Origin of the sequence: Mycobacterium paraense (genome assembly GCF_002101815.1) — a bacterium.
Classification (GTDB): Bacteria; Actinomycetota; Actinomycetes; order Mycobacteriales; family Mycobacteriaceae; genus Mycobacterium; species Mycobacterium paraense.
This window is the reverse complement of sequence record NZ_LQPM01000008.1, coordinates 286,767-313,036: the sequence shown is the minus strand read 5'-3', so window position 1 is coordinate 313,036 and position 26,270 is coordinate 286,767. Positions and strand designations below refer to the sequence as shown.

The following is a 26,270-nucleotide window of genomic DNA, read 5'->3' as shown; positions in this document are numbered from 1 at the left end:
GGTTGTGCACTCGGCGGCGCGGGGATCGGCGTGGGGGGCGGCGGTGGCGGGCTGGGCACCAGCGAGCTGACCGGGGGCAGGGGCAGCGGGGCGACGGTCGGCGCCGGCGGGGTTTGGCGGTTTTCGATGCCCGTCAGGGTGTAGGCCACGCCGCCGATCGCGGTCATCGCGACCGCGGCGCACATCCCGACGATCAACTGCGAGAGCCGCAGCCGCCGCCACGGACTCGGCTTGGGCGGCTCCATCACGTTCAGGCGCATCGACCAGCCGGCCGGGCCATCCTCGTCAAAGGCGGCGGGGCTGTAGGGCACCCGCACGTCGGCACCGAATTCGGTTTGCGACCAGGCCAATTCGCGGTCGGTGAGCGCGTCGTGGTCGATCACCAGCACATCGCCGGCCGGCAGGTCGACAACATCGTTGGCGGCCGACGCGGTGAGCAGGCCGATCGACGTGCGCGTGCGCAGGTCGAGTTCCTCGCCGCGCGACGCCAGCTGCAACGCGCCGAGGGCGGCGGCCAGGGCTGGCTGTGACGGGCTCACCACCGGCCGGCGACCGTGCACCGAAAGACGTTCGGTGACAAGGGGAATGCTGGCCCCGCCGCCGACGGTGACCACGGCCGACAGGTCCGCCCAGCCCCGCTTGTGGCGGGCGAGCATGTCGTCGAACGCATAGATGAAGCCCGACAGCCGGTCCTGGATGAGGTCGCCGAGCTCGTCCCGGGTGAGCTTCATGGTGCACCGGCGCCCGCCGAGCTCGGCGGCGAATTCGACCACGGTTTCCGTCGACAGCCGCTCCTTGGCCTCCCGGCACTGCTCGCGGAGCAGGCCGAGCTGGCCGACCCCGGCGGTGCTGGCCGGGTCGATGCCGCTGCCGTGGCCGAGCTCCTCGAAGACCTTGAGCAGCACCGCCTGGTCGATCTCGTCGCCGGAGAAGGCCGCGTAACGCATTGTGGGGCTGACCAGTTCGAAATCACCGGCGAGGCTGACCAGCGTGGCGGAGGTGCCGCCGCCGCCGAAGTCGAGCAGGCCGACGACGCCCGTCGCCGCGAGGCACAGCTCCGCGTTGGCCGCCGTCAGCGCCGCGATCGCGTCCGAGACCAGCCGCGGGGCCATGCCGCTGCGCACGAAGCCCAAATGTGTCCGCAAACCGTTGCGCAGCGCCTGCACGTTGGCCGGTTTCCAGTACGCCGGAACGGCGATGGAGATCTCCGACGCGGCGGAGTCCGCGCCGGCGGCCACCATCATGGCGTCCAGGGCCTCCACCATGAGCAGGTCGGGGTCGTGGGCGGAGCCGTCGGGGGACACCAACGCGACCGAATCCCCGATGCGCTCCACGAAGCCGCGCATCAGCACGCCCGGCTCGTTGAGGGGCGGAGTGTCCGTGTTGTGCGGCGGCAGACCGATTTTCGGCGCGCAGTGCGGATACAGGGTCAGCACGGCGCGGCGTGATACCGGTGGACTTCCGTTACACGCGGCGACCAGGTTCGTGGTCCCGATCGACAACCCGACTGGGTCGTACATAGAGCGAATACTTTCGTCTATAGGGGTCGGTGGCCAGCGTTAACCATAGTCGCGGACACGCGGAAAGCCGATGGCTTGCAATGCCATTGGTATCCGCTCGATGTGAGAGCGTCACCGAATCGGAATCGGGAACCTATTGACAAACCGGCCGAGTCACGCCAAAGTGGCGCGGCTTCACACCACGGTCAGCGGCAGCGAACGCCTCGGCTGGAACTGGAAGGACGATCCGCCGCTGAATTTGGCCACCGAGACCTCGGGCAGTTCGGCTGCGGGGGCATCGGTTTCGAACAGCTCCGCGGTCCAGTCGGTGTCCGTGCCGCTGACCCGAACCCCGAGGCGCGGATCGATGGCGGTGGCGATCGCCTGCAGCGGCTGCACGGATTCCGGCGAGCACAAGGAGATCCAGGCTCCGTCCTCGTGCGCCGGCGAGCGGTGCACGCTCAGCCGGTTGTCCGCGGTCTCCGCGACGACGTAGCCCGCCGGGTTGAGCAGCGGGTGCAGCTCGAGCACCTGTAGCGCACCTTCGATGCCGGCGGGGAATTCGAGCGCGCGGTGGATCCGCTCGGCGCCCAGCCCCGCCAGCCCGATCAGGCCGCGGGTGCCGACCGAGACCGCCTGGGCGGCGTCGGCGGCGCGCGCCCGCACCGCGAGGGCGAACGACAGGTACAGCAGGTGCATCTGCAGGCAGACCTCGTCGGCCATGCGGACCAGCGCCGAGTGCGAGAAGGCACCGAAGTCGAAATCGGACAGCAACGGCCCCGAGTAGTCCGCCTGCCCTTCGTCGGACCGGTCGACGGGTTCCAATTCCCAACCGGCCGCGCGGGTTTGGCGCACGACGTCCAGCGCGGGAATGCTCTGCGCCTCCGGGTGAGAGTCGTCGATGATGACGGTCCAGGCGCAGTGCGGCTGCCGGTCGGCGGGCACCCGCGGCGGCCGATGGATCGGACGCATCTGCGCGCGCGGGTTCGTCGCGACCGCGGTGGCATCGAACGTCGGGTCCTCGATGGTGTGGCACATGCCGAAGACGTATTCGTCGCCCATCGGCTCCACGTCGAGCAGCGCGCCGCAGTGGTCGAGCTGGAATTCGCCGTGCCAGCGGTCGTGAACGGTGTAGCGGAAATCCATGAATTGCGGCGGGGCGCCGATGTCGAGTTGCAGGCCCTTGAAGATGGTGGGCACGTCGACGCCCTCGTAGTTCAGCGCCCGCTGCATGCGCTTGGTGTAGATCGGGCTGGCGCCGGCCCACTCCTCGATGGCGATCTGCACCATCTCCTCGCGGCCGAACTCCGTGATGCACCACGCCATGCTGGAGCGGTCGATCATGTGACCGATCAGCAGCAGTTCGGGGACCAGGACGGACAGCTCCTGACGGGACAACCGCGCATAACGGGATCGGCTCACGGCCCAAAAATAGTCGGCTTTATGTTATAAAGTCAACAATGCCGCCTTCCAGGTCCATTGCGCCTACCCGGCGAACCAGCGCGCCGCGCAAGCGCGGCGACGACACGCGCACCAAGATCATCGACGAGACGGTGCGCTGCATCGTGGAGGAAGGGTTCGCCGCCGCGACCGCCAAGCACGTGGCCGAACGGGCGGGCGTGACGTGGGGGGTCATCCAGTACCACTTCGGCGACCGCAACGGCATGCTCATGGCCGTCGTCGACGACGGCGTGGCCCGGCTGGTCGACAGCCTGTCGTCGGCCAACGTCAGCGAGCTCCCGCTGCGGGAGCGCATCGAGGTCGTCGTCGACACCGCCTGGAGCTGCTACAGCAGCCCGACGTCGATGGCGGCCTTCGAGATTTTGCGCGCCACCCGCGGCGGCCCGGGCGCATCGGCGCGGCGGCACCTGCTGGAAATGAACGACGCGATCGGCCAGTTGGGTCGGCTGATCACCGACGATCCAGCCAATGCCGGTGTCGCCGAGGTGATTTGGGCCGCCCTGCGGGGTGTGGTACTGGCCCAGATGCTCACCGGCGCCGAGGTCGATTGGAGCCTGGAACGACGCGCCCTGATCGACATGGTGACCCGTGTGCTGCAATGACCCGATGACCCCTCAAGACTTAGCCGACATCGAAGCCATCAAACAGCTGAAATACCGCTACCTGCGCGCGCTGGACACCAAGCACTGGGACGACTTCGCCGACACGCTGGCCGAGGACATCAAGGCCGACTACGGCCCGTCGATCGGCAACGAGTTGCACTTCACCAACCGCGCCGACCTGGTGGAGTACATGCGCACCTCGCTGCCCGCGAACGTCATCACCGAGCACCGGGTGACCCACCCGGACATCACGGTGACCGGCGACACCGCCACGGGCAACTGGTATCTGCAGGATCGGGTCATCGTCGCCGACTTGAACTTCATGCTGATCGGCGCGGCCTTCTACCGCGACTCCTACCGGCGCACCGACGCCGGCTGGAAGATCAGCGGAACCGGCTACGACCGGACCTACGACGCGACAATGTCGTTGGCGGGCATGGACTTCAAGGTCAAGCCCGGCCGCGCGTTGGCGTAGGCCGAGGCGCGGGCCACCCTCACCGAGCGTGAAGCCAGCGCGAAAAAATCCCGAAAAAGTCGCCGTGGCTTCACGTTCGGCGAACCCGGCCCGGTCTAGTACTTGCCGAAGACCATGGCGACGTTGTGGCCGCCGAAGCCGAACGAGTTGTTGATCGCGTAGTTGTATTCGCCCGGCCGCGGTTTGCCCGCCACCACGTCCAAATCGATTTCCGGATCGAGGTTTTCCAGGTTCAGCGTCGGCGGAATCACCTGGTCCCGCAGCGCCAGCACGGTCAGGATCGACTCCACCGCGCCGACCGCACCCACCGAGTGCCCCAGCGCGGCCTTGGGCGCGTACACCGCGGCGTTTCCGCCGTGCGGCCCCAGCGCTTTGTTGATGGCCTTGCCCTCGGCCAGGTCGCCCACCGAGGTGCCGGTCGCGTGCGCGTTGACGTGGTCGATGTCGCCCGGCGTCAGGCCCGCAAGCTGAATCGCCCTCGACATCGCGTGCCCGGCGCGCTCGCCGTTGGGGTCCGGCGCGACCATGTGGTAGCCGTCGGAGGTGATGCTGGCCCCCATCAGCCGCGCCAGGATCGGGGCGCCGCGCGCCTTGGCGTGCTCCTCGGTCTCGATCACCATCAGCGCGCCCGCCTCACCGAACACGAAGCCGGTGCGGTCCCGGTCGAACGGGCGGCACGCGCCCACCGGGTCGTCGTTCTTGGTGGACATCACGATGCGCATCTGGGCGAACGCGGCGATCGCCACCGCCTCGATCTTGACCTCGACCCCGCCACAGATCGCGATGTCGGCCTCGCCGAACACGATGCTGCGCCACGCCTGGGCAATCCCCTCCGAACCCGACGCACACGCCGACACCGGGGTGATCACCCCGGCCCTGGCGTGCCGTTCCAGCCCGACCGCCGCGGCGGCGCCGTTGGGCATGTACTTCTGCACCGCGAGCGGCGACACGGCCTTGAGCCCGCGGGCGCGCATGTCGTCGTAGCTGAATACGATCTGCTCGGCGGAGCCCAGGCCGGTGCCGATGGATACCAGCAGCCGGTCTGGGTCGGGCTCGGGCGAGCCGGCGTTCTGCCACACCCGCCGGCTCAGCTGGGTGGACATCCGCTGCAGGTAGCCCATCCGGTGGCGCTCGGCGCGGGTCAATCCGTCGTCGAACTCCTCCAGCAGGTGCCCGCCGATGCGCACCGGCAGGTCATAGTGCTCGACAAACGAGTCATCGAGGGTTCGGATGCCGCTTTGGCGGTCCAGCAGCAGCTTCCAGGTGTTTTCGGCGTCGGTCGCCAGCGCGGTGGTCATGGCGATGCCGGTGACGACGACATTCGGCAGCGTTTTCCCGGTAACCAGCTCTGTCATCGCAAGGCGCCTTCCGTGTTCGACTAACTCCACGCAAGCGTCGTCCACGTCACCGAATCATGCAAACACCGCAGGCCCGGGTGCGTCGCGGGGCTATTTCGTGATCGCGATGACCGCGCCGGGCCGCAGCCAGCGGATGATCGACACCAGCGTCGGGTCGTCGATCGCCACGCAGCCCTCGGTGGGGGCGCCGTCGGTGGTGTGGAAGAAGAACGCCGAACCGCCGCCGGGGACCTTGTTCTTGTTGACGCCCATGACGACCGCGTGCTTGTACTGCGGGATCTGCAGGTTCTCGCTGGCGGCCGTGCTGAACGGGCACTGCGCCTTCTGGCAGACCTGCATGCTGTTGAAGGTGGGGCTATGGTCGTCGCCGCTCCACCAGTGGTTCGGCCCGACCTGCGTATAAGGCAGTCCCCCGCCGGGATTCGGCGCGGTGCCGAAGGCGGAGTCGAGGGTGTACACGCCCATCGGCGTGGCCGGAACCCCGCTGCGGGCCTGCGGCGCCATGCCCGCGGAACCGACGTGGGTGGGGATGCCCGTCTTGAGCGCCTGCCACCCGGCGGCGGTGCGCTGGTAGATGTCCATGGTCGCGTTGGAACCGCCGGTGCTGACGACCGAGACCACCTGCGTGGCGTTGCCGACGGAGTTCGCGAACCAGGGGGCGGCCGCGTTGCCCGCCGGTGCCAGCAGGACCGACGCGGCGAGCAGGCACGCCCCGGCGCACAGCGAAGCGAGCAGTCGGCGCATGGATCCAATCGTCGTTCGGCGCAAACGCCCTGGTCAAGTAAAGGTTTAGACCCGGTTGCGTAACTGCGCCGTGATCGTCGGCCCGGGGTCGGCCGGCGCGCCCGGAAAGGGGCGGAACACCCACAGGCAGAACAGGAAGTAGAGGTATCCCAGCGACCACCCGGCCAGCACATCGGTCGGGTAGTGCACATTCAGCGCCACCCGGGCGATCCCCACCAGCAGCAGGCAGAGCGCCGTCACCGCGATCGCGACGCGGCCCCGCGCGCGGCTCAGCATCGGCAGCAGGAACACCAGCAGGGCCAGCAACGCGGACGTCGCCTCCAGCGCGTGCCCCGAGGGAAACGACGACGAGGGCACCGCCACCAGCATGGTCGACGGCCGCGGGCGATCCACCAGGCCCTTGGCCGCCCAGGTGACCAGCCCGTTCAGCGGCGCGCAGGCGAACAGGACGAGCGCCGCCCGCACGTCGCGTCGCACCAGCGCGGCCAGCGTCGCCGCAATCCCCAGCAGCCGCAACGTCACCGGCCCCAGCGCGAACGACACCCCGTCCCAGAAGCTCACCCACGCCGGGTGTTTGACGCCGACGTCGTGCGCGGGGGTCAACAACCACCAGTCGAGGCGCTGCGGCCAGCTCCAGTGCTGGGAGTAACCCACCCACATGACCGCGTAGACGAGCGCGGCGGCCAGGGCGACGCCCACGGCCCAGCCGGTCCGGGGGCGGGTCATGAGTCAACGGATACCAGGCCGGTCATACTGGCGTCATGGCGGTCTTCGTCCGCAGGTTGTTCGGCATCGGCAAGCTTCCCGCCGACCTGCACGCCCAGGTCGAGGCGGAGGGCCTGATCTACCTCGCCGACTATGTCGCGGTGACCCGGCGCTTCAGCGGCACCATCCCCGGGGTGCGGTTGCCGCACAGCGTCGCCAGCTACGCCGGCTCGCTGGTGTTCACCGCGGAGCGGGTGCTGGCGACGCTGTCCATGCTGCCCAAGCTGGCCGGGCCCACCGTCGACGCGCGCTGGGACGCGCCGCAGACCGGTGCGGCCAAGGTCGAGATCTCGCCGACCGGTGTGCAGGTCGACGTCGACGTCGCCGAGGTCGACCCCAAGTTCAGCGGGGAGCTGTCGCTGCACTACAAAGAGGCGGTCCCGGACGACGTGCTCGCCGCGCTGCCGCGGCGGTCGCTGTCCTTCGACATGCCGCCCGAATACGTGTTCCGCGCGGTCGGCGTCACCTATTCGCCGTGAGCACCGCGGCGCCGAGCGCTTTCCTACGATGGCTGGTGTGACCGATCCGGCCTTCAGCCCCGAGGAGCGGCGGGCCGTCTATCGGGTGATCTCGGAACGGCGCGACATGCGCCGGTTCTCGCCCGGCGGGGTGGTGGCCGAGGACGTGCTGGCGCGGCTGTTGCAGGCCGCGCACGCCGCGCCCAGCGTCGGCCTGATGCAGCCCTGGCGCTTCATCCGGATCACCGACGACGCGCTGCGTCGGCGCATTCACGCGCTGGTCGACGAGGAACGCCCGCTCACGGCCGCGGCGCTGGGAGAGCGGGCCGAGGAATTCTTGGCGCTCAAGGTCGAGGGGATCCTCGAGTGCGCCGAATTGTTCGTGGTGGCGCTGTGCGACAACCGGGACGCCCACGTGTTCGGGCGGCGGACGCTGCCGCAGATGGATCTGGCGTCGGTGTCGTGCGCCATCCAGAACCTGTGGCTGGCGGCGCGCTCGGAAGGCCTTGGCATGGGCTGGGTTTCCCTGTTCGACCCGCGACGGTTGGCGGCCTTGCTGGGGATGCCCGGCGACGCCGAGCCGGTGGCCATCCTGTGTCTGGGCCCGGTGCCCGAGTTTCCCGACCGGCCGGCGCTGGAGCTCGACGGCTGGGCCCTCGGGCGGCCGCTGCCGGAGTTCGTCTCCGAGAACGAGTGGGGATCGCGCCGAGCGTAACGCCCCGTGGACCCGCACACCCTGCTGTATCGTCGCCGGTCGAGGTGACGGTATGACGGCTCAACACGCCAAAGACAACCTGCTGCTCGTGCACTGGCACGACCTGGGGCGATATCTCGGCGTCTACGGTCACCCGGACGTGGCCAGCCCGCGGCTGGACCGGCTTGCCGCCGAGGGCATCCTGTTCACCAGGGCGCATGCCACCGCGCCGCTGTGCTCGCCGTCGCGCGGATCGCTGTTCACCGGGCGCTACCCGCAGAGCAACGGGCTGGTCGGCCTGGCGCACCACGGGTGGGAATATCGCAGCGGCGTTCGGACCCTGCCGCAGATGTTGTCCGAATCGGGTTACTACTCAGCACTTTTCGGGATGCAGCACGAGACGTCCTACCCCAAACGGCTCGGCTTCGACGAGTTCGACGTGTCCAACTCCTACTGCGACTACGTGGTGGACCGGACGGAGGAATGGCTGCGCGACAGCACCGAGAACCTTGGGGGCCAGCCGTTTCTGTTGACCGCGGGCTTCTTCGAGACGCACCGGCCATACCCGCGCGACCGCTACGAGCCGGCCGACGCCGCGGAGGTCGATCCTCCGGGTTACCTGCCGGACACCCCCGAGGTTCGCGGCGACCTCGCCGACTTCTACGGCGCGATCGCCGCGGCCGACGCCGCCGTGGGCCGGCTGCTGGACGTGCTGGCCGACACGGGGCTCGACGCCAACACGTGGGTGGTGTTCTTCACCGATCACGGGCCGGCGTTTCCGCGCGCGAAATCCACGCTGTACGACGCCGGAACCGGCATCGGCATGATCGTCCGCCCTCCTACCAAACGCGCGGTGGCGCCGCACGTTTACGACGAGCTGTTCAGCGGCGTCGATCTGGTGCCGACGCTGCTCGGGCTGCTGGGCGTGCACGTGCCGGCCGACGTGGAAGGAATGTCGCACGCCGACGCGCTGCTGGCGCCGGCCGCGGCAGCCGAACCGGTCCGGCAGCAGGTGTACACGATGAAGACCTACCACGACTCGTTCGACCCCATTCGCGCGATTCGCACCAAGGACTACAGCTACATCGAGAACTACGCGGCCCGTCCGCTGCTCGACCTGCCGTTGGACATCCAGGAAAGCCCGTCGGGGCACGCGGTCGAGCCGTTCATCGGCGGCCCACGCCCCGAGCGCGAACTCTACGACCTGCGCACCGATCCCAGCGAAACCACCAACCTGCTGACGGGCGCAGACGGCGACGTCGCGGACATCGAGGCGATCGCCGCCGATCTTGCTGTGCGCCTGCATGATTGGCGCCAGCGCACCGGCGACGTCATCCCGTCGGAGTTCGCAGGCCACCGCATCGCCCTGCGCTACACCGAGACGTATCTGGAGATTCACCGCAGGAAGCCGAGCAGCCGCTCGGCGATCGCCGTCGACCGCGGCATCGAGGAATAGCCCGGCTCATCCGGAGCGCTGAGCACCCCCCACCTCGGCGACGATGAACACCCGCCGGAACGGGAAGATCGTCGTGCCGTCGGCGCGGGGCGGGTACGCGTCGTCGAGCAGCGGGATGAGCTCGCGGCGAAACTGCTCCCAGCCCTCGTCGTCGAGCCGCTCGCGCACCGGCACCAGCGCCGTGCCGGTGATCCACTCCAGCACCGGATTCTCACCGGTCAGCTGGTGCAGGTAGGTGCTCTCCCACACATCGATCTTGCATCCGGCGTCCAGCAGCAGGTTGGCGTAGTTCATCGGCGGTTGCACCACCGCGCCCACCCGAAACGGTATGTCCCGCATAAGTTTTGCGTACGGCTCGCGGCGGGCCAGCGTCCGCACGGTGGCGTGCGACGGCGTTTCGAAGTTGCCCGGAATCTGCACGCCGATCCACGAGCCGGGCGCCAGCTCGCCGGCCCACCGCACCAGCAGATCGGCGTGCTCGGGCACCCAATGCAGGGCGGCGTTGCAGATCACCACGTCGGTGTCGGGCTTGGGCTTCCAGTCCCGCAGGTCGCCGATGACGGCGTCGATGCCGCGCTCCTTGGCGGCGGCGACCATCTCCGGCGAGCTGTCCACCGCCTCGATCGTCGCCTCCGGCCAGCGCCGGGCCAGGTACTTGGTCAGGTGGCCCGGGCCGCAGCCCAGGTCGACCACCCGGCGCGCCTGCTTGGCACCCACCCGCGACACCAGGTCGTAGAACGGGCGGCTGCGGTGGTCAGCAAAGGCCAGGTAGACGTCGGGATCCCACATGTCGGTCCTCCTGATCAACACCAGCACGGGTCGGGCTGATAGGTAAACCGTATTACCGCATGCGGCCCCGGCAACGACCGAGTGGGCGATAGCATCGCGTTTGTGACACCGCCCGACCCGGATCCGGTCAGTACCCCGGTTCCCGTCCCGGATGTTCCCGGCGCCGACGTGCCCGCCGGCGCCGCGGGATTGCCACCGCGCTCCGCGCTGTCGCCGCGCCAGCGAATGATCGTCGAGGCGGCCGCCATCTCCGACCTCGCGCTGCGCACCGCGGTCGCGTCGGTGCTGACCACCACGGTCACCCCGGCCGTGCTCGCCACGTCGGTGCGTTCCGGCAGCGAACGCGACAGCCTGCGCTTCTACGCCGAGCTCGGCGCCGAACGCGACCCGGCGAAGTCGTTTCCGGCGCCCCTTGACGCGCCGACCGTCTCGTCGCGGCCGGCGAACCGGCTGGCGGAGTGGATCGCCCACGGCACCGTCGAGAACATCTCGTTCCCGAGCAGCTTCCGGGCGGTCAACCCCGCGATGCGCACGCGCTGGGGCGCGTTGTCCGCCAACAACATCGTGCACGCGCAGCACTGGCGCCACGGCGACGGCCCGCACCCCACGCTGTGCGTCATCCACGGCTTCATGGGGTCGTCATATTTGGCCAACGGGCGGTTCTTCACGCTGCCGTGGTATTACCGGTCCGGCTATGACGTCCTGATGTACACGCTGCCGTTCCACGGGCCACGGGCCGAAAAGTATTCGCCGTTCAGCGGTTTCGGGTATTTCGCCGGCGGGCTGTGCGGTTTCGCCGAGGCGATGGCCCAGGCCGTGCACGACTTCCGGTCCATCATCGACTACCTGCGCCACACCGGCGTCGAGCGCATCGCGCTGACCGGCATCTCGCTGGGCGGCTACACCTCCGCGCTGGTGGCTTCGGTCGACGATCGGCTCGAGGCCGTCATCCCCAACTGCCCGGTCGTGACGCCGTCGACGATGTTCGACGAATGGTTCCCGGCCAACAAGCTAATGGGGCTGGGTCTGCGGATGTCCAAGATCACCCGCGACGAACTCGCCGCCGGGTTGGCCTATCACTCGCCGCTGAACTACCCGCCGCTGATCGCCAAGGACCGCCGGATGATCATCACCGGCCTCGGCGATCGGATGGCGCCGCCCGGTCAGGCCGTCACGCTGTGGGAACACTGGAATCGCTGTGCGCTGCACTGGTTTCCGGGCAGCCACGTGTTGCACGTGAGCCAGCTGGACTATCTGCGCCGGATGACCCAGTTTCTGCGCGGGGTTATGTTCTAAAGCGACTCACGACGCCAACGGCGCCCGGTGTGCGCCGGCCTCCGGGGTCGGCCAGGCCAGTCCGGCCAGGACGCCGGCCGGCTCGTCGGCGTGCCCGTCGAGGCGTTGCACCGACAGCAGGTCCAGCGCCGCCAGCGCGGGCCGGTGATTTCCGCGCTGCGGGATCAGCCCGGCCAGCGGCGCCGCGCCCGCGGGGGGCGAATCGGTCAGGAACGCACAGGCCGCCGCGACGGTGCGGTGGTTGCGGTCGCCGGCGATCTCCAGCGCCGTGCACGTCTCGCGCACCGGGTGCGACCGGATCGCGTCCAGCGTTTCGGCCAGTCCGGCGTCGACGCGAACCTGGTAGGCCGCAACGTAATCCGAGTCGCCGCGCTGCACGCCCCGCCAGGTTTCGCGGGCGTTGGGCGCCACCAGACGCGGGACGTCGTCCGGTGCGACGGTGCCGGCGTCCCAGCCCATCTCGCGAAGGTGGTCGGCCAGCCGGCGGGCGGCCACCTGGGTGGTCTCGGCCAACGGGATCCGCGCCGAGCGCGCCTGCAGCGCCGCCAGGTTGTCGGTCGCCGAGACCGTGAGCCCGATCCAGGTCTGGCGCCTCGAGGCGTCGGAGGCGTTGTCGCGGCTGGTGATTCGGATCTTGTCGGCCCGGATGCCGTAGCGGTCCAGGTAGTCCGCGATGAGCGGCAACGGAAGCACGTCCGAGTCGCCGAGCGGCGGTCCGAGGCGCAGCAGCGCGGTCGCGCTTGTGGCCGAACCCGATTCGGGCACGAACCCCCGGGCGCGGCGCGCCATCGCCGCGCGCCGGCGCACGATCGTGGTGAGGTGCAGGCCCCGCCACCAGGCGAACAGCACGATCACCACCGCGGCCGCGATGCCGAGCACCCAGTAGTCGCGCGGGGATCGCCAGGGGTATGCCATCACCGCGGGCACCACGGCCAGCAGCGCCAGCGTGATTCGGCCGGTGCCTGGAACGGGTATCGAGCGGCTCACGGGGTGGTCTCCTTCTTTCTCACGATCGCGACGACGGCGGCGACGGCCGCGACGACGACGGCCAGCGCGGCGGTGCCGGCGAACGCGACGGTCCGCGGGGTGGTGTCCTGGGGCGCTGGTGCCGGCGGGGCGGCGACCGGCCTGGCCCCCGCCGCGGGTGGGCTGCCGGCGGGCAGCTCCCACGTCAGCGCCGCCACGGGGTCGACCGCACCGGCGCCGACGACGTTGGAGGGCGCCCGGGCGCCGTTGTGGGCGGTGGCGGTGACGCGGTGCACCACCTGCGTCGCGGTCAGTTGGGGATACTTGCTGCGCACCAGCGCCGCCACGCCCGAGACGTAGCCGGCCGCGTAGCTGGTGCCGCTCAACGCGACCAGCTGCTGGTGGTCGTCGGGTAGGCCGTTGGCAAGACCGCCGCCGTCGCGATTGCTGACCGACACGATGTTCTCGCCGGGCGCCGCGATGCCCACCCACGGCCCGGCCATGGTGAATTTCGACGGCTCCGCTTCGGGCGTGAGCGAGGCCGTCGACAGCACGTAGGGCTGCCACCACGACGGGATGGAGACCGACGTGACACCGGCCCAGTTGCGCGGGTCGTCGGGGCGGCTGAGGTCGGTCAGCGGGTTGGAGTCGCAGGACGTTCCACCGGCGACCGATCCGGTGGGGCCGTTGTTGCCCGCGGCGGCCACGATCACCGCGTCCTTGTCCACCGCCGCGTAGCGGATCGCCGCACCCAGCGCGGCCTGGTCGACCGTCCGGTCGGCGGGCAGGCAGGTGATCGCGGAGATGTTGATCACCCGGGCGCCGAGGTCGGCGGCGTGCACGATGGCCCGCGCCAGCGTCGCGACGTCCTGGGATGCCCTGGCCAGCAACGGATCCCCGCCCGGCGTGCGCGGCGAGAATTTCGCGGACGCCATCCGGATCGAGAGCACCCGCGCGGCCGGCGCCACCCCCGAGAACCCGTCGTCGCCGGGCTGGCCGGCGATGATGCCGGCCACCAGGGTGCCGTGGCCGTCGCAGTCGGTCAGGCCGTCGGTGGTCTCGACGAAGTCGCCGCCGGGATCGACGTTGGGCAGCCGCGGGCCGGGGCGCACCCCGGTGTCGAGGACCGCCACCAGCTGGCCCTCGCCGCGCGAAAACCGCCACGCCGCGGGAAGGTTCAGCATCGACTGGCTCGGCGTCGCCACGGCCGGATCGCTGCCGGGGATGACGCCGGAGGCGGTGCAGGGGCCGCGCTGCTCCATCGGCTGCCCGGGTCCCGGCGTGCCGCTCGGCGGTGGCACCGCGGGGTCCACCTTCGGCTGGTCGATGGCCAAGGCCGACGGAGCGGTCCACATCATGGCCGCCAAAGCGGCCGTGACGCAGGCCAATCCGGCGTGGGCCCGCATCATCGATTGAGCACCCAGGCGAACAGACCGACCAGGTAGGCCATCACGGGGATCAGCGAGGCGTCCAGGCCTGCCGCGACGAAGCCCACCAGCCGCCGCAGCGGCAGCGAGTAGCTTTCCGGCGCGGCGATGCGCGGATTGAGCGCCACCACCACCCACACCAGCGCCAGCGCGGCGAGCACCACTCCCGCGCCGAGGGCGGCGGCGTACCGCCCCGTAGCGGTGTAGATCACCAACAGCACGCCGGCGACCAGGTACGGCTGGGCGAGCAGCCAGGCCTTGCAGGCGGCCGAGTCCCATACCCGGGCGCGCAGCACGGACGTCGCCGCGGTCGCGCCGACCACGTACCAGCCGAAGCCGCCCAACGACTCCGGGCGCAGCGCGATCGCCACCGAGCCCAGCGCGCTGAGCAGCACCGCGGCGGCGATGAACCCGCTCTGATGCGCGTCGCCGATCCGCACCCGCCGCGGCAGGTCCTCGAGCACGCGCAACGACGGCGCCGACGGGGTGGGGTCGCCGGGCGCCGGGATGACGGGCAGCGGGAAGCGCGCCCACATCGCCGACAGCGGGGCGGCCTCGACGGTGACCAGCAGGGCCGCCACGATGAGCCCGCAGCCGATGGTCAGTACCGGGAAGTGCCAGAGCAATTCGGCGCCCGCCGCCAGCGCCACCCCGGCGCCGACGGTCGCGGTCGTGGTGAAGAAGCCGACGACCCGCTCGCGTTGCGGGCCGGGGACCATCAGGGCGATCAGCGACCACGCGGTGACGCCGGCCGCTGCCAGCATGAGCTGCGCCGGCCCGAACCCGCCGGGCACCGCCAACACCAGCGCGGCGCCGATGGGCACGAGGGCCGCGGTCGACAGCGCCATTCCGGCGCGCGGGGAACGCCCGGTGATCAGCAGGCCGACCACCCCGGTCAGCGCCGCGATGACGGCGACCGCGACCAGCCCGGCCAGCGCGCCGGTGGCCACCCGATAGGTGACGCCCAGGCCGCTCGCCAGGACGACCACGGCGATCGCGGCGGCCAGCGCCGCGCGCTGGATATGCGCTGTGCCCCAGGGCCGCAACCGGGAGGTCGAGAAGATCATGGCGGCGTCGGCGATGTCCTCGACGATGCCCGGCGCGGCCGGCCCGGCGGGCACCGGCTGCAGCGCCAGTAGATCGCCGTCGACGACGCCGACGGTGTCCAGGCTGGCGTCCAGGCTGAACGGCGCGCCGCCGATCGGCGCCAGGCTCAGGTGGGTGGCCGCAAGGCCATCCAGGGTGTCCTCGGTGTCACCGGTGGTGGCCGCCGGCGCCGCCAAACGCTTGACCGCCGGCAGGATTTCGCGCAGCGGCAGCTCGGCCGGCAGGGCCATCTCCGTCAGCCTGCTGTCCGCGAGGATGGCGACGCGCACGATCGGCATCACGGCGCCGGACGTCACTGACATGGTTCTCTCTTCTCTATTTCGTTGCTGTATCTGAACGTTGGTGGTTATGAAGTCTGTGCGGAAAAGTCGCGGGACAGCCGACGGCCGGGGAACCACTGGCCCTCGGGCAGCAGGGCGGTCAGCTGTTCGACCGCGACGGCGATGGCGAACGGCGTGCCCGGGGCGAACGTGGAGACCCACTCGCCGTCGAAGGCGCGCGACGGGCTGACCAGCACCCGGCCCGCGGCGGTGTCGACGATGCTCATCCCGACCTCGGTGGTGGACTGCTGCCCGTCGCGGCGGGCGCCAGCGACGATCTCGACGTAGCTGCGCGGCCCGGAGAACACCGACTCCACCACGGGCCGCGCCGACGCCGGAATGCCCAGGTAGTCAACGACTTCCGACAGCGACGCGCCGGCCCGCAGCCGCTCGTCGGCGCGGGCGCCCACCCGCATCGGCATGCTGAACTCGTCGAACCGGGCCGGCGGCCGCTGCGCCAGCCCGACGCCGAGGACCGGGACCAGCCCCCGGGCGTCGTCGATGTCCATGGCGGTGAAGGTGACGAGCTGGGCGCTGCGCAGCGCCACGACGGTGTTCGGCGCCGCGCCGCTCCCACCGGTGCGGCGCTGCGCGACCACGCCGCGCAGCAGCTCACCGGAGCCGGTGGCCGCGCCGGGTCCCACGTAGCGCAGGTCGAGCCACCGGTCCGGGAAGCACACCGTTTTGATCCAGCCGGCGACCGCCGGGTTGACCAGACCGTCCGGCGACAGCAGACCCATCCGGGTCAGCTCGGCGCGCTGACGCTCGAAGAACTCGGCGCGCTCCCCGGCGTCACGGTAGGGCGTGGTGATCGCCAGGACCCACGGGAAACTGCCCGCCCCAATGGTTTCGGCGATGAACCATGCGTGGTCAACCGTCAGCTCGACGGCGTTTGGTGCAGCGTTCATCGGGCCGGGGTTAACCGCCCCACTTGGCGGCCTCGGCCTGGTCGCGGGCGAGCATCGCGGTGGTGTTGGCGTCGTGGGTGCTGGCCATCGACTGATAGGCCCGCACCAGGCTGTCCATCGCCTGGTTCCACTGCGCCTGCCACACCTGGTACGTCATGCCGGTGTCACCCTGCCAAGCGTTGGACAGGGTGGCCTGCTCGCTGGCGATGTCCGAGCCGAGCGCCTGCAACGTGCCGGCGTAGCCCGACATGTCCGCGGCGTGGCCCAGCATCGCGGGGTAGTTGTACATGATTTGCGACATCGCAAGTCCTTTCGCGGTGAGGGGTCTGATCAGAACGCGGTGTAGCCGGAAGCGGCCGCGGCGTCGGCGGCCACGTAGGTGCCGGCGGCGTCCCCGAGGTTGGCCTGGGCGATGTCGAGCAGGGTGTTGATCCGCGCCGCGACCTCCACGAAGCGGGCGTGCGCGGCCTGAAACGCCGCCGAGGCCTCGCCCTGGTGGAACGCCTGCGCCGACACCGCTTCCTGCTCGGCCTGGCTGATCGTGCTGCGCATCAGCGCCGCCTTGGCGGAAAACGCAGACTGCGCGGCCACCAACTGCGGAATATGAGCGTCCAGCATGCTCATGGTGATTGGTTTCCTTTCGCTCTCTTCGGATTTCGGTTGGGCACTGCCACGTTAGTTGCCGTCGTCTCCCCCTCTCTCCGGCTCGTGATCCCACGTCCCCGGGACCATCGGCACCCGCGGACCGCCGCCGAACTCGTCGCCGGCGAGCTTGGTCAAGCCGGCCGCGCCCACGGCGGTGTCTTTGTGCGCGGTCCCTGCGAACCCCAGGCTCCCGGCCCCGTTTCCGGAGGCCACCGCCGACACCAACTCCTCGGCGTCGTAGTCGGGTGGAACGCCGATGTCGGAATCCATGTCCAGGAACTCGTCGCCGTACTCGCGCATCGCCGCCCGCCGGCGCCGCCGCGCCCGGGCCTCCGCCCGGCTGGGGGCCGCCACGCCCGCCGCCGGGATGGTCGCCGCCGGCGCCTTGGCGCCGCCGCGGCCGCCCACCGTCGGGCCGGATTCGGTTCCGGGGCCGCCGCCGAAACCCACCATGTACGCGAAGGTTCCGGCGGCTGTCGCCGGGGCCGGCGCGGCGGGTGCGCCGGCGCCCGCGGTGCCCACCGACGCCGGTGCCGCCGCGGGGGCCGCGGCCGTCGGGGCCACACCGGCGACCGGCCACACCGTGGAAACGGGCACGGCGGTCGCGGCGATGCCGCCCGCCACCGGCGCCGCCAGCGCGGGAGCCGCCGCGGCCGCGAGCGACAGCGCCGGTTGCAGGGCCACCGGGAGGATGAGCCCGAGGAAAGGGCTGAGCAGCAGCGACGGGTAGGTGATCGACGCACCGACCCAGGAGAAGGCCTGGTAGGCGATCGCGAAGAGCAGGGGGCCGTAAAGCACCAGCGCCTCAGACGGATTCGTCATGAAGGCCTGGATGATCTTCACCGAGTTCCCGACGGGATCCTGGAAGAACGTGGCCAGCTCCTGGAACATGTTCCCGTAGAAATTGGTGTACTGCGACAGCAGCTGGCTCAGCAGGTCGGACGGATTGAGCGACGCACCCGACTGGGCGGCCGGGGTGGCCGCGCCGCTCTGATTCTCGATGGCGGGAGCCGGGGCGGTGCGCGGCGCGGAGGCCAGCGCCCCGCCCGAGGCCGCCTGATAGGCGCCCATCACCGTGGCGGCCTGGACCCACATGCGCACGTAGTCGGCCTCGTTCAGCGCGATCGGGATCGTGTTGATGCCAAAGAAATTCGTTGCCAGCAGGACGCCGTGGATGACGTGGTTGGCGGCCAGCTCGACCAGGGTGGGCATCGCGGCCAGGGCGCCGGTGTACGCCGTCGCGGCGACCTCGTGCTGGGCGGCCACGCCGGCGCTGTCGGCGCTGGCCTGCTGCAGCCAGGCCAGGTACGGCAGGTGAGCCGCCGCGTATTGCTCGGCGCTCGGGCCCTGCCACGCCCCCGCCTGCACCGCCGCCAGGATCCCGCTGAGTTCGGCCGCCGCCGAGGCGTATTCGGCGCTGAGCGAGGACCAGGCGCCGGCGGCCGCGAGCAGCGACCCCGGCCCCGGCCCGGCGCTCAGCAACGCCGAGTGCACCTCCGGCGGCGACGCCATCCAAACGGGGGCCGTCATTGTCAGCCGGCCGCCATCCCGTAGGTCGCGGCCGCGGCCGTGTCGCCGGCGAGGTAGCTCGCGCCGGACTCCCCGACACCGACGCCGGCGCGGCCCAGCTCCTCGACGCCCTGCGCGGCGACGGCGGCATGCTCCTGGCCCTGCGCGCTGAACCCCGCGGCGGTCTGCAGCGACACGGGATCCGCCGCCGGCGGCACCACCGCGGTAATCGCCGGGGCCGCCGCCGCGTGCGCGGCCGCCAGCCGCGCCGTCAGCGCCTCCACCGCCGCGCTGGTCGCGGCCAACCCCTCGGGAACCACTCGCAACGTCATGACTAACTCCCCTTCTGTTGCGTTTCACCGGACATCACGGCCTCCCCGGCGAGCGGGTTGACCAACTGCACGTACGTCGGAATGTCGCTGTCGCCCAGCAGGATTGCCCGGCCGGCGGGCAGCCGGCCGAACCGCTGGCCGCGGATCTTGCCGCTGTCCTGCGGATTGCCCGACAGCATTAACGTGGTCGCCTGCAGGTCGTTGAAGCGGCGCAGCAACGGGCTGGTCATCAACGCGTGGGCGGATCCGGTGGCGCGCGCCGTGACGATCACCCGCAGCCCCAGATCACCGGCCTGCGCCAGCTGCGCGATCAGCGGCGTCCACGGCCGCTGCCCGACGTACGGACCGCTCATCGCCGGCGAATCCGGGATCTGGTCGACGTCGTCGATGATCAGGTAGTGGGTGTGGCCCTGGTAGCGCCAGCGCGACAGCTCCGCCGGCGACAAGCCCGCCGGTGGCCGCCGGGACTCGATCAGGTTGGCCAGCCCCAGCATCGCGGGGGTGACCCGGTCGATGTTGGCGGTGTATTCGTTGTCGGGGAACAGCGGCTCGTCGACGAGGTGCAGCCGCCGGTCCAGCACGGTGAACGCCACCTGGTCGGCGGTGGAGTGCTCGCGGACGGTGCGGATGATGTGGCGCAGCAGCGTGGTCTTCCCGGACCTGCTGTCGCCGAACACCATCAGCAATGGGTTCTGGGCGAAATCGACGGCGACGGGCGCGAGGTCCTCTTCGCGCTGACCGATGACCACCGACTCCGCACCGCGGTAGAGCGGCCCCAGCGCGTCGGGCGCGAGGTCGGTGGGCAGCAACCGCACCGGCGGCGCGGAGACCCCGGGGTAGCGGGCGTTGATCGCGGCGATCTGGTCGAGCTCGGGAGCCGCGAACAGGAAATGCTCTGCGGCCATGGTCAATCCGCGGCCCGGCTGGTCGTGCGGGACGCCGTCGGCCGGGCGGCGCAACGCGCCGACCACCCGCACGTTGCTGTCCCGCGCGTCGTGCAACTTGAGCTCGAGCCGCAGCCCGAGGCCGTCGCGCATGGCCAGCGGCACCTCCAGCCAGCTGGGGGTGGTGACGACCACGTGGATGCCGTAGGCCAGGCCGATGTTGACCAGCTCGGTCACCTTGGCCAGCAAGGGATTACGGGTGTTGAACTGGTCGGTGTTGTCCCGGCCGAACGCATACAGGTTGTCGATGACCAGGAACACCTCGCCGTAGCCGTCGTCCGGGGCGGACCCGTGCTTTTCCCGGAAGGCCTCGCGCTGCTGCCGGGACAGCAGCAGCTGCTCCAGCTCACCGAAGGTGCGGCGGATGCGTTCGGGCTCCAGCGCCGAGGCGACGCTGCCCACGTGGGCCAGGTCTTCCAGCGCCCGCAGCTGACCGCCGCCGTAGTCCAGGCAGTAGAACGTCACCTCGCGCGGCGAATGCAGGCTGGCCGCCGACATGATGAACGTCTGCAGCGCAGTCGATTTCCCGGACTTGGGCCCGCCGTGGACCACCATGTTCCCGGCCGACGACGAGGCGTCGAACACCAGCGGGTCGCGCCGCATCTCGAAGGGTTTGTCGATCTCGCCGAGCGGCCAGCGCCACTGCCCCTGCGCCACACCGGCGCGCGCCAGCACCGCGGTCAGCGGGATCGGCTCGTCCAGCGGCGGCAGCCACAGCTGCGGCGCGCGCGGCCCGTAGCCCGCCAGTTGCTCGCCGATGGTCGCAATCAGCTTGCGCGGCGGTCCGGCGACGTCCTCGTCCTCGCCGGTGGAGATGACGGTGCCGTGATCGGGCTCGACCATCCCGGCCGTGAACAGCTTGGGTTCCGGGTTCGAATGCACCACAAGGGCTTTGGCCGCCCGCGGTGGCTCGTAGATGCCGTCGACGTAGGTGCTGCGGAACTTGATCGGGGTCGCGCCGGGCGCGGGCACCAAGAAGCCGACGCCCTTGTGCTCCTTGCCCGATTCGATGTGATAGGCGTCCTCGACGCCGATGATCTGGCGGGACACGCTGGGGCTGGCCACCTTCAAACCGATGCGGTAGGAGGTGTTCTTGTCGATGTCCTTGATCTTGCCCACGTCCAGCGTCTGGGACGCGAACAGGATGTGGATGCGGAACGACCGCCCCTTGCGGGCCACGTAGTCGAACAGCTCCGCGTATTCCGGATGGTCGGCCAGCATCAGGGTGAACTCGTCGGCGACCACGAACAGCGTGGGGATCGGCGGGAGGTCGTGCCCGGCCGCGACCGCGTTCTCGTATTCGGTCACCGAGTTGAACGCGCTGCCCTGCACCCGGCGGCCGGCCTCCCGCAGCAGCGTCTCGCGGCTGGCCACCTCGCCGCGCAGCGTGTCGGCGAAGCGGTCGGCCAGCGACTTCTTCTCGGCCATGTTGGAGATGACCGCGACGACCTGGGGGAAGTTCCGGAAGCTGTCGGCGCCGGCCTCGCCCTTGAAGTCGGCGTAGATGACGATCAGCCGGTCCGCCGAGTGGGTTGTCAACAGCGACAACAGGATCGACATCAGGGTCTGCGACTTGCCGGACCCCGTCATGCCGATCATCAGGCCGTGCGGGCCCATCCCGCCCTCGGCCTCGTCCTTGAGGTCGAACATCAGCGGCTCGCCGGTCGCGGTGACGCCGATCGGAACGCGCAACTCGTCGTCGCGGCGGCGCGGCGCCCACAGCGTCGGCACGTCAAGCTGCGATGCGTCGCCGATGCCCAGCAGCGTGGTGAACGTCGCGCCGCGGGTGGCGGCGGTGCGCAGCCCGGCGTGGGTGGGGTTGGAGTCCCACCGGGACAGCTGGCGGGCCAGGTGTGCGGCGTCGTCCGCGCCGAGCCGGTCCGCGCTGTCGATGTAGGGCTGCCAGCCGCCGGTCTGCCAGCGTTCGATGGCACCGACTCGGCTGCCCCCGCCGTCCCCCCCGCTGACCCGCAGGATCGGCTTCTCCGGATCCGAATACTGCTCGCGGTGCGGGGGTGTGGCGGAGCAGTGCACGACGGTGACTCCCGCCCGGCCCACCGCCAGCGCCGAGGCGTTGACGTCGTAGTCGGGGTCGTCGACGACGATCAGCAAGTGCCGCAACGCATCCGCGGGGTCGCCGGTGAACGCGGGGCGGTCGACGAGCGCCGGTCCCAGCATCGCGGCCAGCTCGTCGGCGTCGGTCGACAGGAAGCGGGCCGGGCCCACGCCGTCGAGCTCGCCCGGAATGTCGGCGTGCGGCAACCACTTCAGCCAGGACCAGTCCGGGTGCTCCAGGTCCCGGGAGGCCAGCGCCACGCCGAGGACCGTGGGGTCGTGCCACGTCACCGCCTGAGCGATCCAGGCGCGCAACGCCCCCCGCACCTCATCCTCGTCGCCGAGCACGGTGATCCGGGAGACCTTGGCCAGGTCGATTCCGGTCGGGACGTCGCGGACCGTGCGCTGGGTGTCCAGCAGGCTGCGTAATGCGCTGTGCGACACCGGTTCCAGGTCGATCTCGTCGGCGGTGTCGTTCACCCGCAGCGCGGTGGCCAGCGGCGCCTCGTGACGGCCGGCCCGCAGCACCAGGAAGTCGGGGTCGTGCGGGTCGCGCTCCCACTGGCGCCGCGACCCGGGCACCGCCGCGAGCGCCGCCGGGTCCGGGTGTGACCACTCCGCGGCCGCCCGCTGCTGGGCGGCCTGGGTGCGGATGTTGTCCCGCACCACCGACAGGTAACGCAGGTAGTCGGCGCGTTCGGCGTCGACCTCCTCGGTGCGGGTCTTGTTGTCGTTGCCGCGGTACAGGGCCGTCGCCGCCAGCAGCAACACGAACGGGAAGAACAGCGTCTGCGGCGAGATGACCCGCATGCCGGTGGCCACCAGCGCCACCACCATGCCGACGATCAGGATCACCAGCACGTAGGGCATGGCGCGCCGCAAAAACGACGGGGGAACCACCCGGGGCAGCTCCGGCGGCGCCTCGATGGTGATGGTGCCCTTGCGGGTCGCCGGCGGCGCGAGCCGGCGGCGGGCCTCGAAGATCAGTCGGCTCATCGTCCCTCCCCCTGCGCCGCGACCGGGCGGCCCGGCCGGGCGTCGGGCGCCAGGCCGTCGTGGGCCAGCAGCGCGTCGGCGCGCGACAGCGTCGGGCCGGGCGCAAACAGCGACAGCACCGACCACGGCACCGGCACCGCGGGCGCGTTCAGGCCCAGCGCCTCAACCGTTTTCCCGTGCCCGACGGCCCCCGGCCCGCTCTCGGCCTCGTTGTCGATGCCGTAGCGCACCCCGGTGTCGGACACCCAGAACAACGAGCCGGCGGCCGGCGCCGCCGACCCGCCGCCCACCGTCTGGGTGAAGTACCCGGTTCCCGGCGCCAGGGCGACGCGGGTGGCGGTGCCCTGGGAGCCGGCCGCGACCAGGTCCACCGTCCGCACCGCGTCCGGCACCGGCAACACCGACCCGGAGAGCAGGCTCAGCGAGCTGGTGGCCGCGCCGGCGGGCTTGCTCCAGTGCGCGCAGGCGACGGGGCTCTTCGCCGCGTCGATCAGGGCGACCTGCTGCTCGGGGTAGCGGCTGGTGTCCAGCATCCGCGACACCGGCAGCCTGGCCACGTCGTCGGCGCCGAGCCGCGGCGGCTGGTCCAGCCCATAGGAATTGGAGTTGCGCAGGATCGCGGCGAGCACCGGCGAAATGGACTGCAGCCCGTCGGGCAACACCGCGTAGTAGTGCAGGGTGCCGGACGAGTTCTGCTCCAGGCCGTAGGAGACGACGACCGCGCCGATCGGTGCCGGCACCGAAAAGCCCGCGGGCCCACCGGCATTCGGGATCAACGGCGCCGTCAGCGGCGGGGACTCGGGTACCGCGTTGAACAACCCCTGCGCGATCGGGCGCGGCGCGGGCACGTCGGAATTGCCGGCGCCGAGGCCGAGCGCGTTGGTGACGGCGTGGTTGGCCAGGTCGATCTGGCTGCGCTTGCCGTCCCACAGCAGCCAGGTGGCCGCGCCGTTGTCCACCAGGATGCCCTGGTTGGCGTGGATCGCGGTCGCCCGCGCACCGCTGCCGTCGGGCGGGCCGGCGATCACCGTGACGCCCGTGCTGTGGGCGCCCCGCGAGGTCCCGCTGACGGCGTCGCACACCGTCCAGTTGGCGTCGCGGGAGGCGTTCTGCACCATGCGCTCCGGCGCACCGGGTATGCCGATCAGGTTGCCCCGCGGAAACCGGTCCAGCTCACTGCTTTTCACCGTCGTGGGGGTGACCGGCTTGCCGACGATCAGCCGGGCCGAGGTCAGGTTGAGCACCGGGTGCAGGTCGTCGCCGACCCGCACGTACAGCGCGGCGGTCGAGCGGTCGGCGAGCACCGCGTTGTTGCCCGCCGTCCCGCTGGGCCGAATCAGCGAGAACACGAAGCAGCCGGCCAGGCCGGTGATCAGGATGAGCGCGCCCATCAGCACCGCGCGCGACTGGGTGCGCAGCGGGTCGACCAGCATCCGGGTGTCGTGCAGGGCGATGCCGGAGGCGATGCGGCGCATCACGAAGCGCCAGCCGCTCACCTGATGGCGGGTGACGAAGCCGCGGCGGTATTCCACCTTGTCGGGATTGTCGTTGACCGGGGTCCGCGAGACGAACGAGCGCCGGTCCCCTTCGGGCTCATGGTTATTGGCGCTCATGCCGGCACCGACAGCCCGAGGCCGCGCAGCAGCGGCTCCACCGACTTCTCGACGTCCTGGTCGGTGATCGTCATCAGCTCCTCGTCACTGAATTCCCCGGTTCCGGCGTGTTCCGAATGGTCGAGGCGGAATTCGCGTTCTTCCTCGGAGCGCTCGACGATGTTGCGGACGAAGCGGCCGTTGCCCGCGATGTCGAGGTTGCGCCGCGAGATCCCGTTGGCGTCGGGCGTCGACTCGGTGGCCAGCTTGGAGAACAGGGCTTCCATGTGGTCCAGCGCGGCGGGCTCGAAGACGCTGTCGCGCTGCTCGGCCATCTTGTGCGCGATCTCCACCAGCTCCGCCGGTGTGTAGGAAGGGAAGTCGATGTTGCGGGTGAACCGGGACCGCAGGCCCTCGTTGGTGTCGAGGAACTTGTCCAGGTCCGCCCGGTACCCGGCGATGATGACCACCAGCCGGTCGCGGTCGTTTTCCATGCGGGCCAGCAGGGTGTCGATGGCGACCAGCCCGAAGTCGTTCTTGGCCCCGGTGGCCACCAGGGCGTAGGCCTCGTCGAGGAACAGCACCCCGTCCAGCGCGCTGTCGATGATCGCGTTCGTCTTGGCCTCGGTCTCGCCGATGTGCTGGCCGATCAGGTCGGCGCGGTGCACCTCGCGGATGTTCTCCCGCTTCAAAAGGCCAAGGCCGCAATAGATCTTGGCGACCACGCGCGCGATGGTGGTCTTACCGGTCCCGGGCGGACCGGCGAACACCAGATGGTGGGTCCGCTGCGCCACCGTGAGCCCACGTTGCTTGCGCACCAGTTCCATGGCCACCGAGCTCTTCAGCCGCGACACCTGGTTCTTGACCTCGTCCAGACCGATGAACTCGGCGAGCTGGCGTTCGGCCTCGTGCAGCAGCGCGGCCTTGCGCTCGTGGGCCGCGGGGTCGACGAAGTCCTCGGCGGTGGGTTCGGTGGCGGGGTCCCAGGGGTCGGTGCGGGCGTCGATGCGGGCGCCCGTGGTCGTCACGATCCCAAAGCTGGTGTCCGACAAAGCCTGTTCGACCTGTTCGTTGCCGGGATGGGACGCGTACAGGTCCTGCAGCACTTCGCTCGCCGACTCCTCGTCGACGTGCGCGCGCAGCACCAGCCCCTTGGCCAGCGCGCCGTCCACCGCGGCCACCGCGACCGGCCCCTCGGGCTCCTCGAGGTAGGACAGCGCGGGCGCGAACATGCCCAGCCGGGCCAGCGCGATGCCCAGGGTCACCTTTGCCGCGTGGGAAAACGTCTCGTCGAGATCGGTGTCGTTGACGATCGGGGTCAGCAGCTTGACGACGTCCGACCAACGCTCGGCGCGGTAGTTGATGACGACGGCGACCCAGCGGGCCTCGCGCCAGCCGGGGCGGCGTTCGATGAGGCCGGCGACGATCTCGTGCGCCTCGGCGAACCGCCCGGCCGAAGCCAGCGCCGCGGCGTGGGCGAGGTGGAAATCGTCGGGTGCGGCGGCGCGGAACTCGAGGTACAGGCCGGTGTCGTAGCGGAAGCCCAAGGCCCCGGGCGCCAGCTCCACCTGGCGCTGCAACCTGCCCGCCGTGCCCGCGGTGCGCGCCACGGCCTCCAGCACGCGCAGCGAGGCGTCGCCGGCGGCGGCCAGCCCGGTCCAGGCGTCGCATTGGTCGTGCGCGATGCGCGTCAGCGCGGTGAAGCCCGAGCGCGCCGCGGTCAGGTCGGCAGGACGCTGCCGGTCGTAGACCTTGACGCCGAGGGCGCGGCAGCAGGTGGCGAACCGGCTGATGACGTCGCCGTCCACCCTGCCGTCCGAGCGGGAATTGACGGGCCGAGCTGCGAGCACGCCGCTGTCACCACGTTCCACG

General features: G+C 70.8%; 23 protein-coding genes. 6 read left to right on the top strand and 17 right to left on the bottom strand.

Annotation, left to right across the window (positions count from 1 at the left end):
• On the bottom strand, positions 1-1,520 hold a 1,520-nt coding region (locus AWB89_RS08175; RefSeq protein ID WP_085172718.1), incomplete at its 3' end, for an Hsp70 family protein.
• Between the two features lie 174 nt (positions 1,521-1,694).
• Positions 1,695-2,921: a hypothetical protein gene (locus AWB89_RS08170; protein ID WP_085172716.1), complete on the bottom strand. Its 1,227-nt coding sequence runs from the start codon at positions 2,919-2,921 to the stop codon at positions 1,695-1,697.
• Between the two features lie 38 nt (positions 2,922-2,959).
• Between AWB89_RS08170 and AWB89_RS08165 the strand changes: the two genes are divergently transcribed.
• Positions 2,960-3,562, top strand: coding sequence for a TetR/AcrR family transcriptional regulator (locus tag AWB89_RS08165; protein WP_085102258.1), 603 nt, complete (start codon positions 2,960-2,962; stop codon positions 3,560-3,562).
• Positions 3,549-4,037 (top strand): nuclear transport factor 2 family protein, encoded by a 489-nt coding sequence (locus tag AWB89_RS08160; RefSeq protein ID WP_085102260.1) that lies wholly within the window; start codon positions 3,549-3,551, stop codon positions 4,035-4,037. Before AWB89_RS08165 ends, AWB89_RS08160 begins: the two co-directional genes overlap by 14 nt.
• Before the next feature lie 95 nt (positions 4,038-4,132).
• Here AWB89_RS08160 and kasB read toward each other — a convergent pair whose 3' ends face one another.
• The 3 genes from kasB to AWB89_RS08145 all read right to left on the bottom strand — a co-directional run bounded on the left by kasB (position 4,133) and on the right by AWB89_RS08145 (position 6,865).
• Positions 4,133-5,392, bottom strand: coding sequence for a 3-oxoacyl-ACP synthase KasB (kasB, locus tag AWB89_RS08155; protein ID WP_085102262.1), 1,260 nt, complete (start codon positions 5,390-5,392; stop codon positions 4,133-4,135).
• 93 nt (positions 5,393-5,485) lie between these two features.
• Positions 5,486-6,139: a L,D-transpeptidase family protein gene (locus tag AWB89_RS08150; RefSeq protein WP_085172714.1), complete on the bottom strand. Its 654-nt coding sequence runs from the start codon at positions 6,137-6,139 to the stop codon at positions 5,486-5,488.
• Between the two features lie 45 nt (positions 6,140-6,184).
• Complete coding sequence (locus tag AWB89_RS08145; RefSeq protein ID WP_085172712.1) at positions 6,185-6,865, bottom strand: phosphatase PAP2 family protein; 681 nt, start codon at positions 6,863-6,865, stop codon at positions 6,185-6,187.
• Positions 6,866-6,900: 35 nt separating this feature from the next.
• Here AWB89_RS08145 and AWB89_RS08140 point away from each other — a divergent pair, with 35 nt between their 5' ends.
• Genes AWB89_RS08140 through AWB89_RS08130 form a run of 3 tightly spaced genes read left to right on the top strand, consistent with a single transcriptional unit; the run spans position 6,901 to position 9,512 of the window.
• The gene (locus tag AWB89_RS08140) at positions 6,901-7,383 is read left to right on the top strand and encodes a hypothetical protein (protein WP_085172710.1); all 483 of its coding nucleotides are present in this window, start codon (positions 6,901-6,903) and stop codon (positions 7,381-7,383) included.
• Positions 7,384-7,411: 28 nt separating this feature from the next.
• Positions 7,412-8,077 carry a 5,6-dimethylbenzimidazole synthase gene (gene bluB / locus AWB89_RS08135; RefSeq protein WP_085172708.1) on the top strand — a complete coding sequence of 222 codons (666 nt, stop codon included), beginning with the start codon at positions 7,412-7,414 and terminating at the stop codon, positions 8,075-8,077.
• 52 nt (positions 8,078-8,129) lie between these two features.
• The gene (locus AWB89_RS08130; protein ID WP_085102272.1) at positions 8,130-9,512 is read left to right on the top strand and encodes a sulfatase family protein; all 1,383 of its coding nucleotides are present in this window, start codon (positions 8,130-8,132) and stop codon (positions 9,510-9,512) included.
• A 6-nt stretch (positions 9,513-9,518) separates the two neighbouring features.
• Here the strand turns inward: AWB89_RS08130 and AWB89_RS08125 are convergent, their stop codons facing one another.
• On the bottom strand, positions 9,519-10,301 hold the full coding sequence (locus AWB89_RS08125; protein ID WP_085172706.1) for a trans-aconitate 2-methyltransferase: 783 nt from the start codon (positions 10,299-10,301) through the stop codon (positions 9,519-9,521).
• A gap of 102 nt (positions 10,302-10,403) precedes the next feature.
• Here AWB89_RS08125 and AWB89_RS08120 point away from each other — a divergent pair, with 102 nt between their 5' ends.
• Positions 10,404-11,597, top strand: coding sequence for an alpha/beta hydrolase family protein (locus AWB89_RS08120; protein ID WP_085172760.1), 1,194 nt, complete (start codon positions 10,404-10,406; stop codon positions 11,595-11,597).
• Positions 11,598-11,603: 6 nt separating this feature from the next.
• Here the strand turns inward: AWB89_RS08120 and eccE are convergent, their stop codons facing one another.
• Genes eccE through eccA form a run of 11 tightly spaced genes read right to left on the bottom strand, consistent with a single transcriptional unit; the run spans position 11,604 to position 26,269 of the window.
• The gene (eccE, locus tag AWB89_RS08115) at positions 11,604-12,584 is read right to left on the bottom strand and encodes a type VII secretion protein EccE (protein WP_142282483.1); all 981 of its coding nucleotides are present in this window, start codon (positions 12,582-12,584) and stop codon (positions 11,604-11,606) included.
• Positions 12,581-13,972, bottom strand: a complete 1,392-nt coding sequence (gene mycP, locus AWB89_RS08110) for a type VII secretion-associated serine protease mycosin (protein ID WP_085172704.1) — start codon at positions 13,970-13,972, stop codon at positions 12,581-12,583. The genes eccE and mycP overlap by 4 nt, the downstream gene beginning before the upstream one ends.
• On the bottom strand, positions 13,969-15,399 hold the full coding sequence (eccD, locus tag AWB89_RS08105; RefSeq protein ID WP_142282482.1) for a type VII secretion integral membrane protein EccD: 1,431 nt from the start codon (positions 15,397-15,399) through the stop codon (positions 13,969-13,971). The genes mycP and eccD overlap by 4 nt, the downstream gene beginning before the upstream one ends.
• Before the next feature lie 44 nt (positions 15,400-15,443).
• The gene (locus tag AWB89_RS08100) at positions 15,444-16,325 is read right to left on the bottom strand and encodes an ESX secretion-associated protein EspG (protein ID WP_085102280.1); all 882 of its coding nucleotides are present in this window, start codon (positions 16,323-16,325) and stop codon (positions 15,444-15,446) included.
• 10 nt (positions 16,326-16,335) lie between these two features.
• Positions 16,336-16,626: a WXG100 family type VII secretion target gene (locus AWB89_RS08095; RefSeq protein WP_085102282.1), complete on the bottom strand. Its 291-nt coding sequence runs from the start codon at positions 16,624-16,626 to the stop codon at positions 16,336-16,338.
• 29 nt (positions 16,627-16,655) lie between these two features.
• Positions 16,656-16,949, bottom strand: a complete 294-nt coding sequence (locus AWB89_RS08090) for a WXG100 family type VII secretion target (RefSeq protein ID WP_085102284.1) — start codon at positions 16,947-16,949, stop codon at positions 16,656-16,658.
• Positions 16,950-17,000: 51 nt separating this feature from the next.
• Entirely contained in the window at positions 17,001-18,500 is a 1,500-nt protein-coding gene (locus AWB89_RS08085) for a PPE family protein (RefSeq protein WP_085172700.1), read from the bottom strand.
• A gap of 2 nt (positions 18,501-18,502) precedes the next feature.
• The gene (locus AWB89_RS08080; protein WP_085102288.1) at positions 18,503-18,811 is read right to left on the bottom strand and encodes a PE family protein; all 309 of its coding nucleotides are present in this window, start codon (positions 18,809-18,811) and stop codon (positions 18,503-18,505) included.
• Between the two features lie 2 nt (positions 18,812-18,813).
• Positions 18,814-22,806, bottom strand: a complete 3,993-nt coding sequence (eccCa, locus tag AWB89_RS08075) for a type VII secretion protein EccCa (protein WP_085172698.1) — start codon at positions 22,804-22,806, stop codon at positions 18,814-18,816.
• Positions 22,803-24,419 carry a type VII secretion protein EccB gene (gene eccB / locus AWB89_RS08070; protein ID WP_085102292.1) on the bottom strand — a complete coding sequence of 539 codons (1,617 nt, stop codon included), beginning with the start codon at positions 24,417-24,419 and terminating at the stop codon, positions 22,803-22,805. Before eccB ends, eccCa begins: the two co-directional genes overlap by 4 nt.
• Complete coding sequence (eccA, locus tag AWB89_RS08065; RefSeq protein ID WP_085172696.1) at positions 24,416-26,269, bottom strand: type VII secretion AAA-ATPase EccA; 1,854 nt, start codon at positions 26,267-26,269, stop codon at positions 24,416-24,418. The genes eccB and eccA overlap by 4 nt, the downstream gene beginning before the upstream one ends.
• Between the last annotated feature and the right edge of the window lies 1 nt (position 26,270).

Excerpts from the sequence above, each read along its gene's own strand:
- AWB89_RS08145 (WP_085172712.1), bottom strand. The coding sequence starts at position 6,865 with ATGACCCGCCCCCGGACCGGCTGGGCCGTGGGCGTCGCCCTGGCCGCC.
- AWB89_RS08085 (WP_085172700.1), bottom strand. The coding sequence starts at position 18,500 with ATGACGGCCCCCGTTTGGATGGCGTCGCCGCCGGAGGTGCACTCGGCG.
- eccD (WP_142282482.1), bottom strand. The coding sequence starts at position 15,399 with ATGTCAGTGACGTCCGGCGCCGTGATGCCGATCGTGCGCGTCGCCATC.
- AWB89_RS08090 (WP_085102284.1), bottom strand. The coding sequence starts at position 16,949 with ATGAGCATGCTGGACGCTCATATTCCGCAGTTGGTGGCCGCGCAGTCT.
- AWB89_RS08080 (WP_085102288.1), bottom strand. The coding sequence starts at position 18,811 with ATGACGTTGCGAGTGGTTCCCGAGGGGTTGGCCGCGACCAGCGCGGCG.
- AWB89_RS08165 (WP_085102258.1), top strand. The coding sequence starts at position 2,960 with ATGCCGCCTTCCAGGTCCATTGCGCCTACCCGGCGAACCAGCGCGCCG.
- AWB89_RS08100 (WP_085102280.1), bottom strand. The coding sequence starts at position 16,325 with ATGAACGCTGCACCAAACGCCGTCGAGCTGACGGTTGACCACGCATGG.
- kasB (WP_085102262.1), bottom strand. The coding sequence starts at position 5,392 with ATGACAGAGCTGGTTACCGGGAAAACGCTGCCGAATGTCGTCGTCACC.
- AWB89_RS08130 (WP_085102272.1), top strand. The coding sequence starts at position 8,130 with ATGACGGCTCAACACGCCAAAGACAACCTGCTGCTCGTGCACTGGCAC.
- eccB (WP_085102292.1), bottom strand. The coding sequence starts at position 24,419 with ATGAGCGCCAATAACCATGAGCCCGAAGGGGACCGGCGCTCGTTCGTC.
- eccCa (WP_085172698.1), bottom strand. The coding sequence starts at position 22,806 with ATGAGCCGACTGATCTTCGAGGCCCGCCGCCGGCTCGCGCCGCCGGCG.
- AWB89_RS08150 (WP_085172714.1), bottom strand. The coding sequence starts at position 6,139 with ATGCGCCGACTGCTCGCTTCGCTGTGCGCCGGGGCGTGCCTGCTCGCC.
- AWB89_RS08140 (WP_085172710.1), top strand. The coding sequence starts at position 6,901 with ATGGCGGTCTTCGTCCGCAGGTTGTTCGGCATCGGCAAGCTTCCCGCC.
- AWB89_RS08125 (WP_085172706.1), bottom strand. The coding sequence starts at position 10,301 with ATGTGGGATCCCGACGTCTACCTGGCCTTTGCTGACCACCGCAGCCGC.
- mycP (WP_085172704.1), bottom strand. The coding sequence starts at position 13,972 with ATGATGCGGGCCCACGCCGGATTGGCCTGCGTCACGGCCGCTTTGGCG.
- AWB89_RS08095 (WP_085102282.1), bottom strand. The coding sequence starts at position 16,626 with ATGTCGCAAATCATGTACAACTACCCCGCGATGCTGGGCCACGCCGCG.
- bluB (WP_085172708.1), top strand. The coding sequence starts at position 7,412 with ATGGCTGGTGTGACCGATCCGGCCTTCAGCCCCGAGGAGCGGCGGGCC.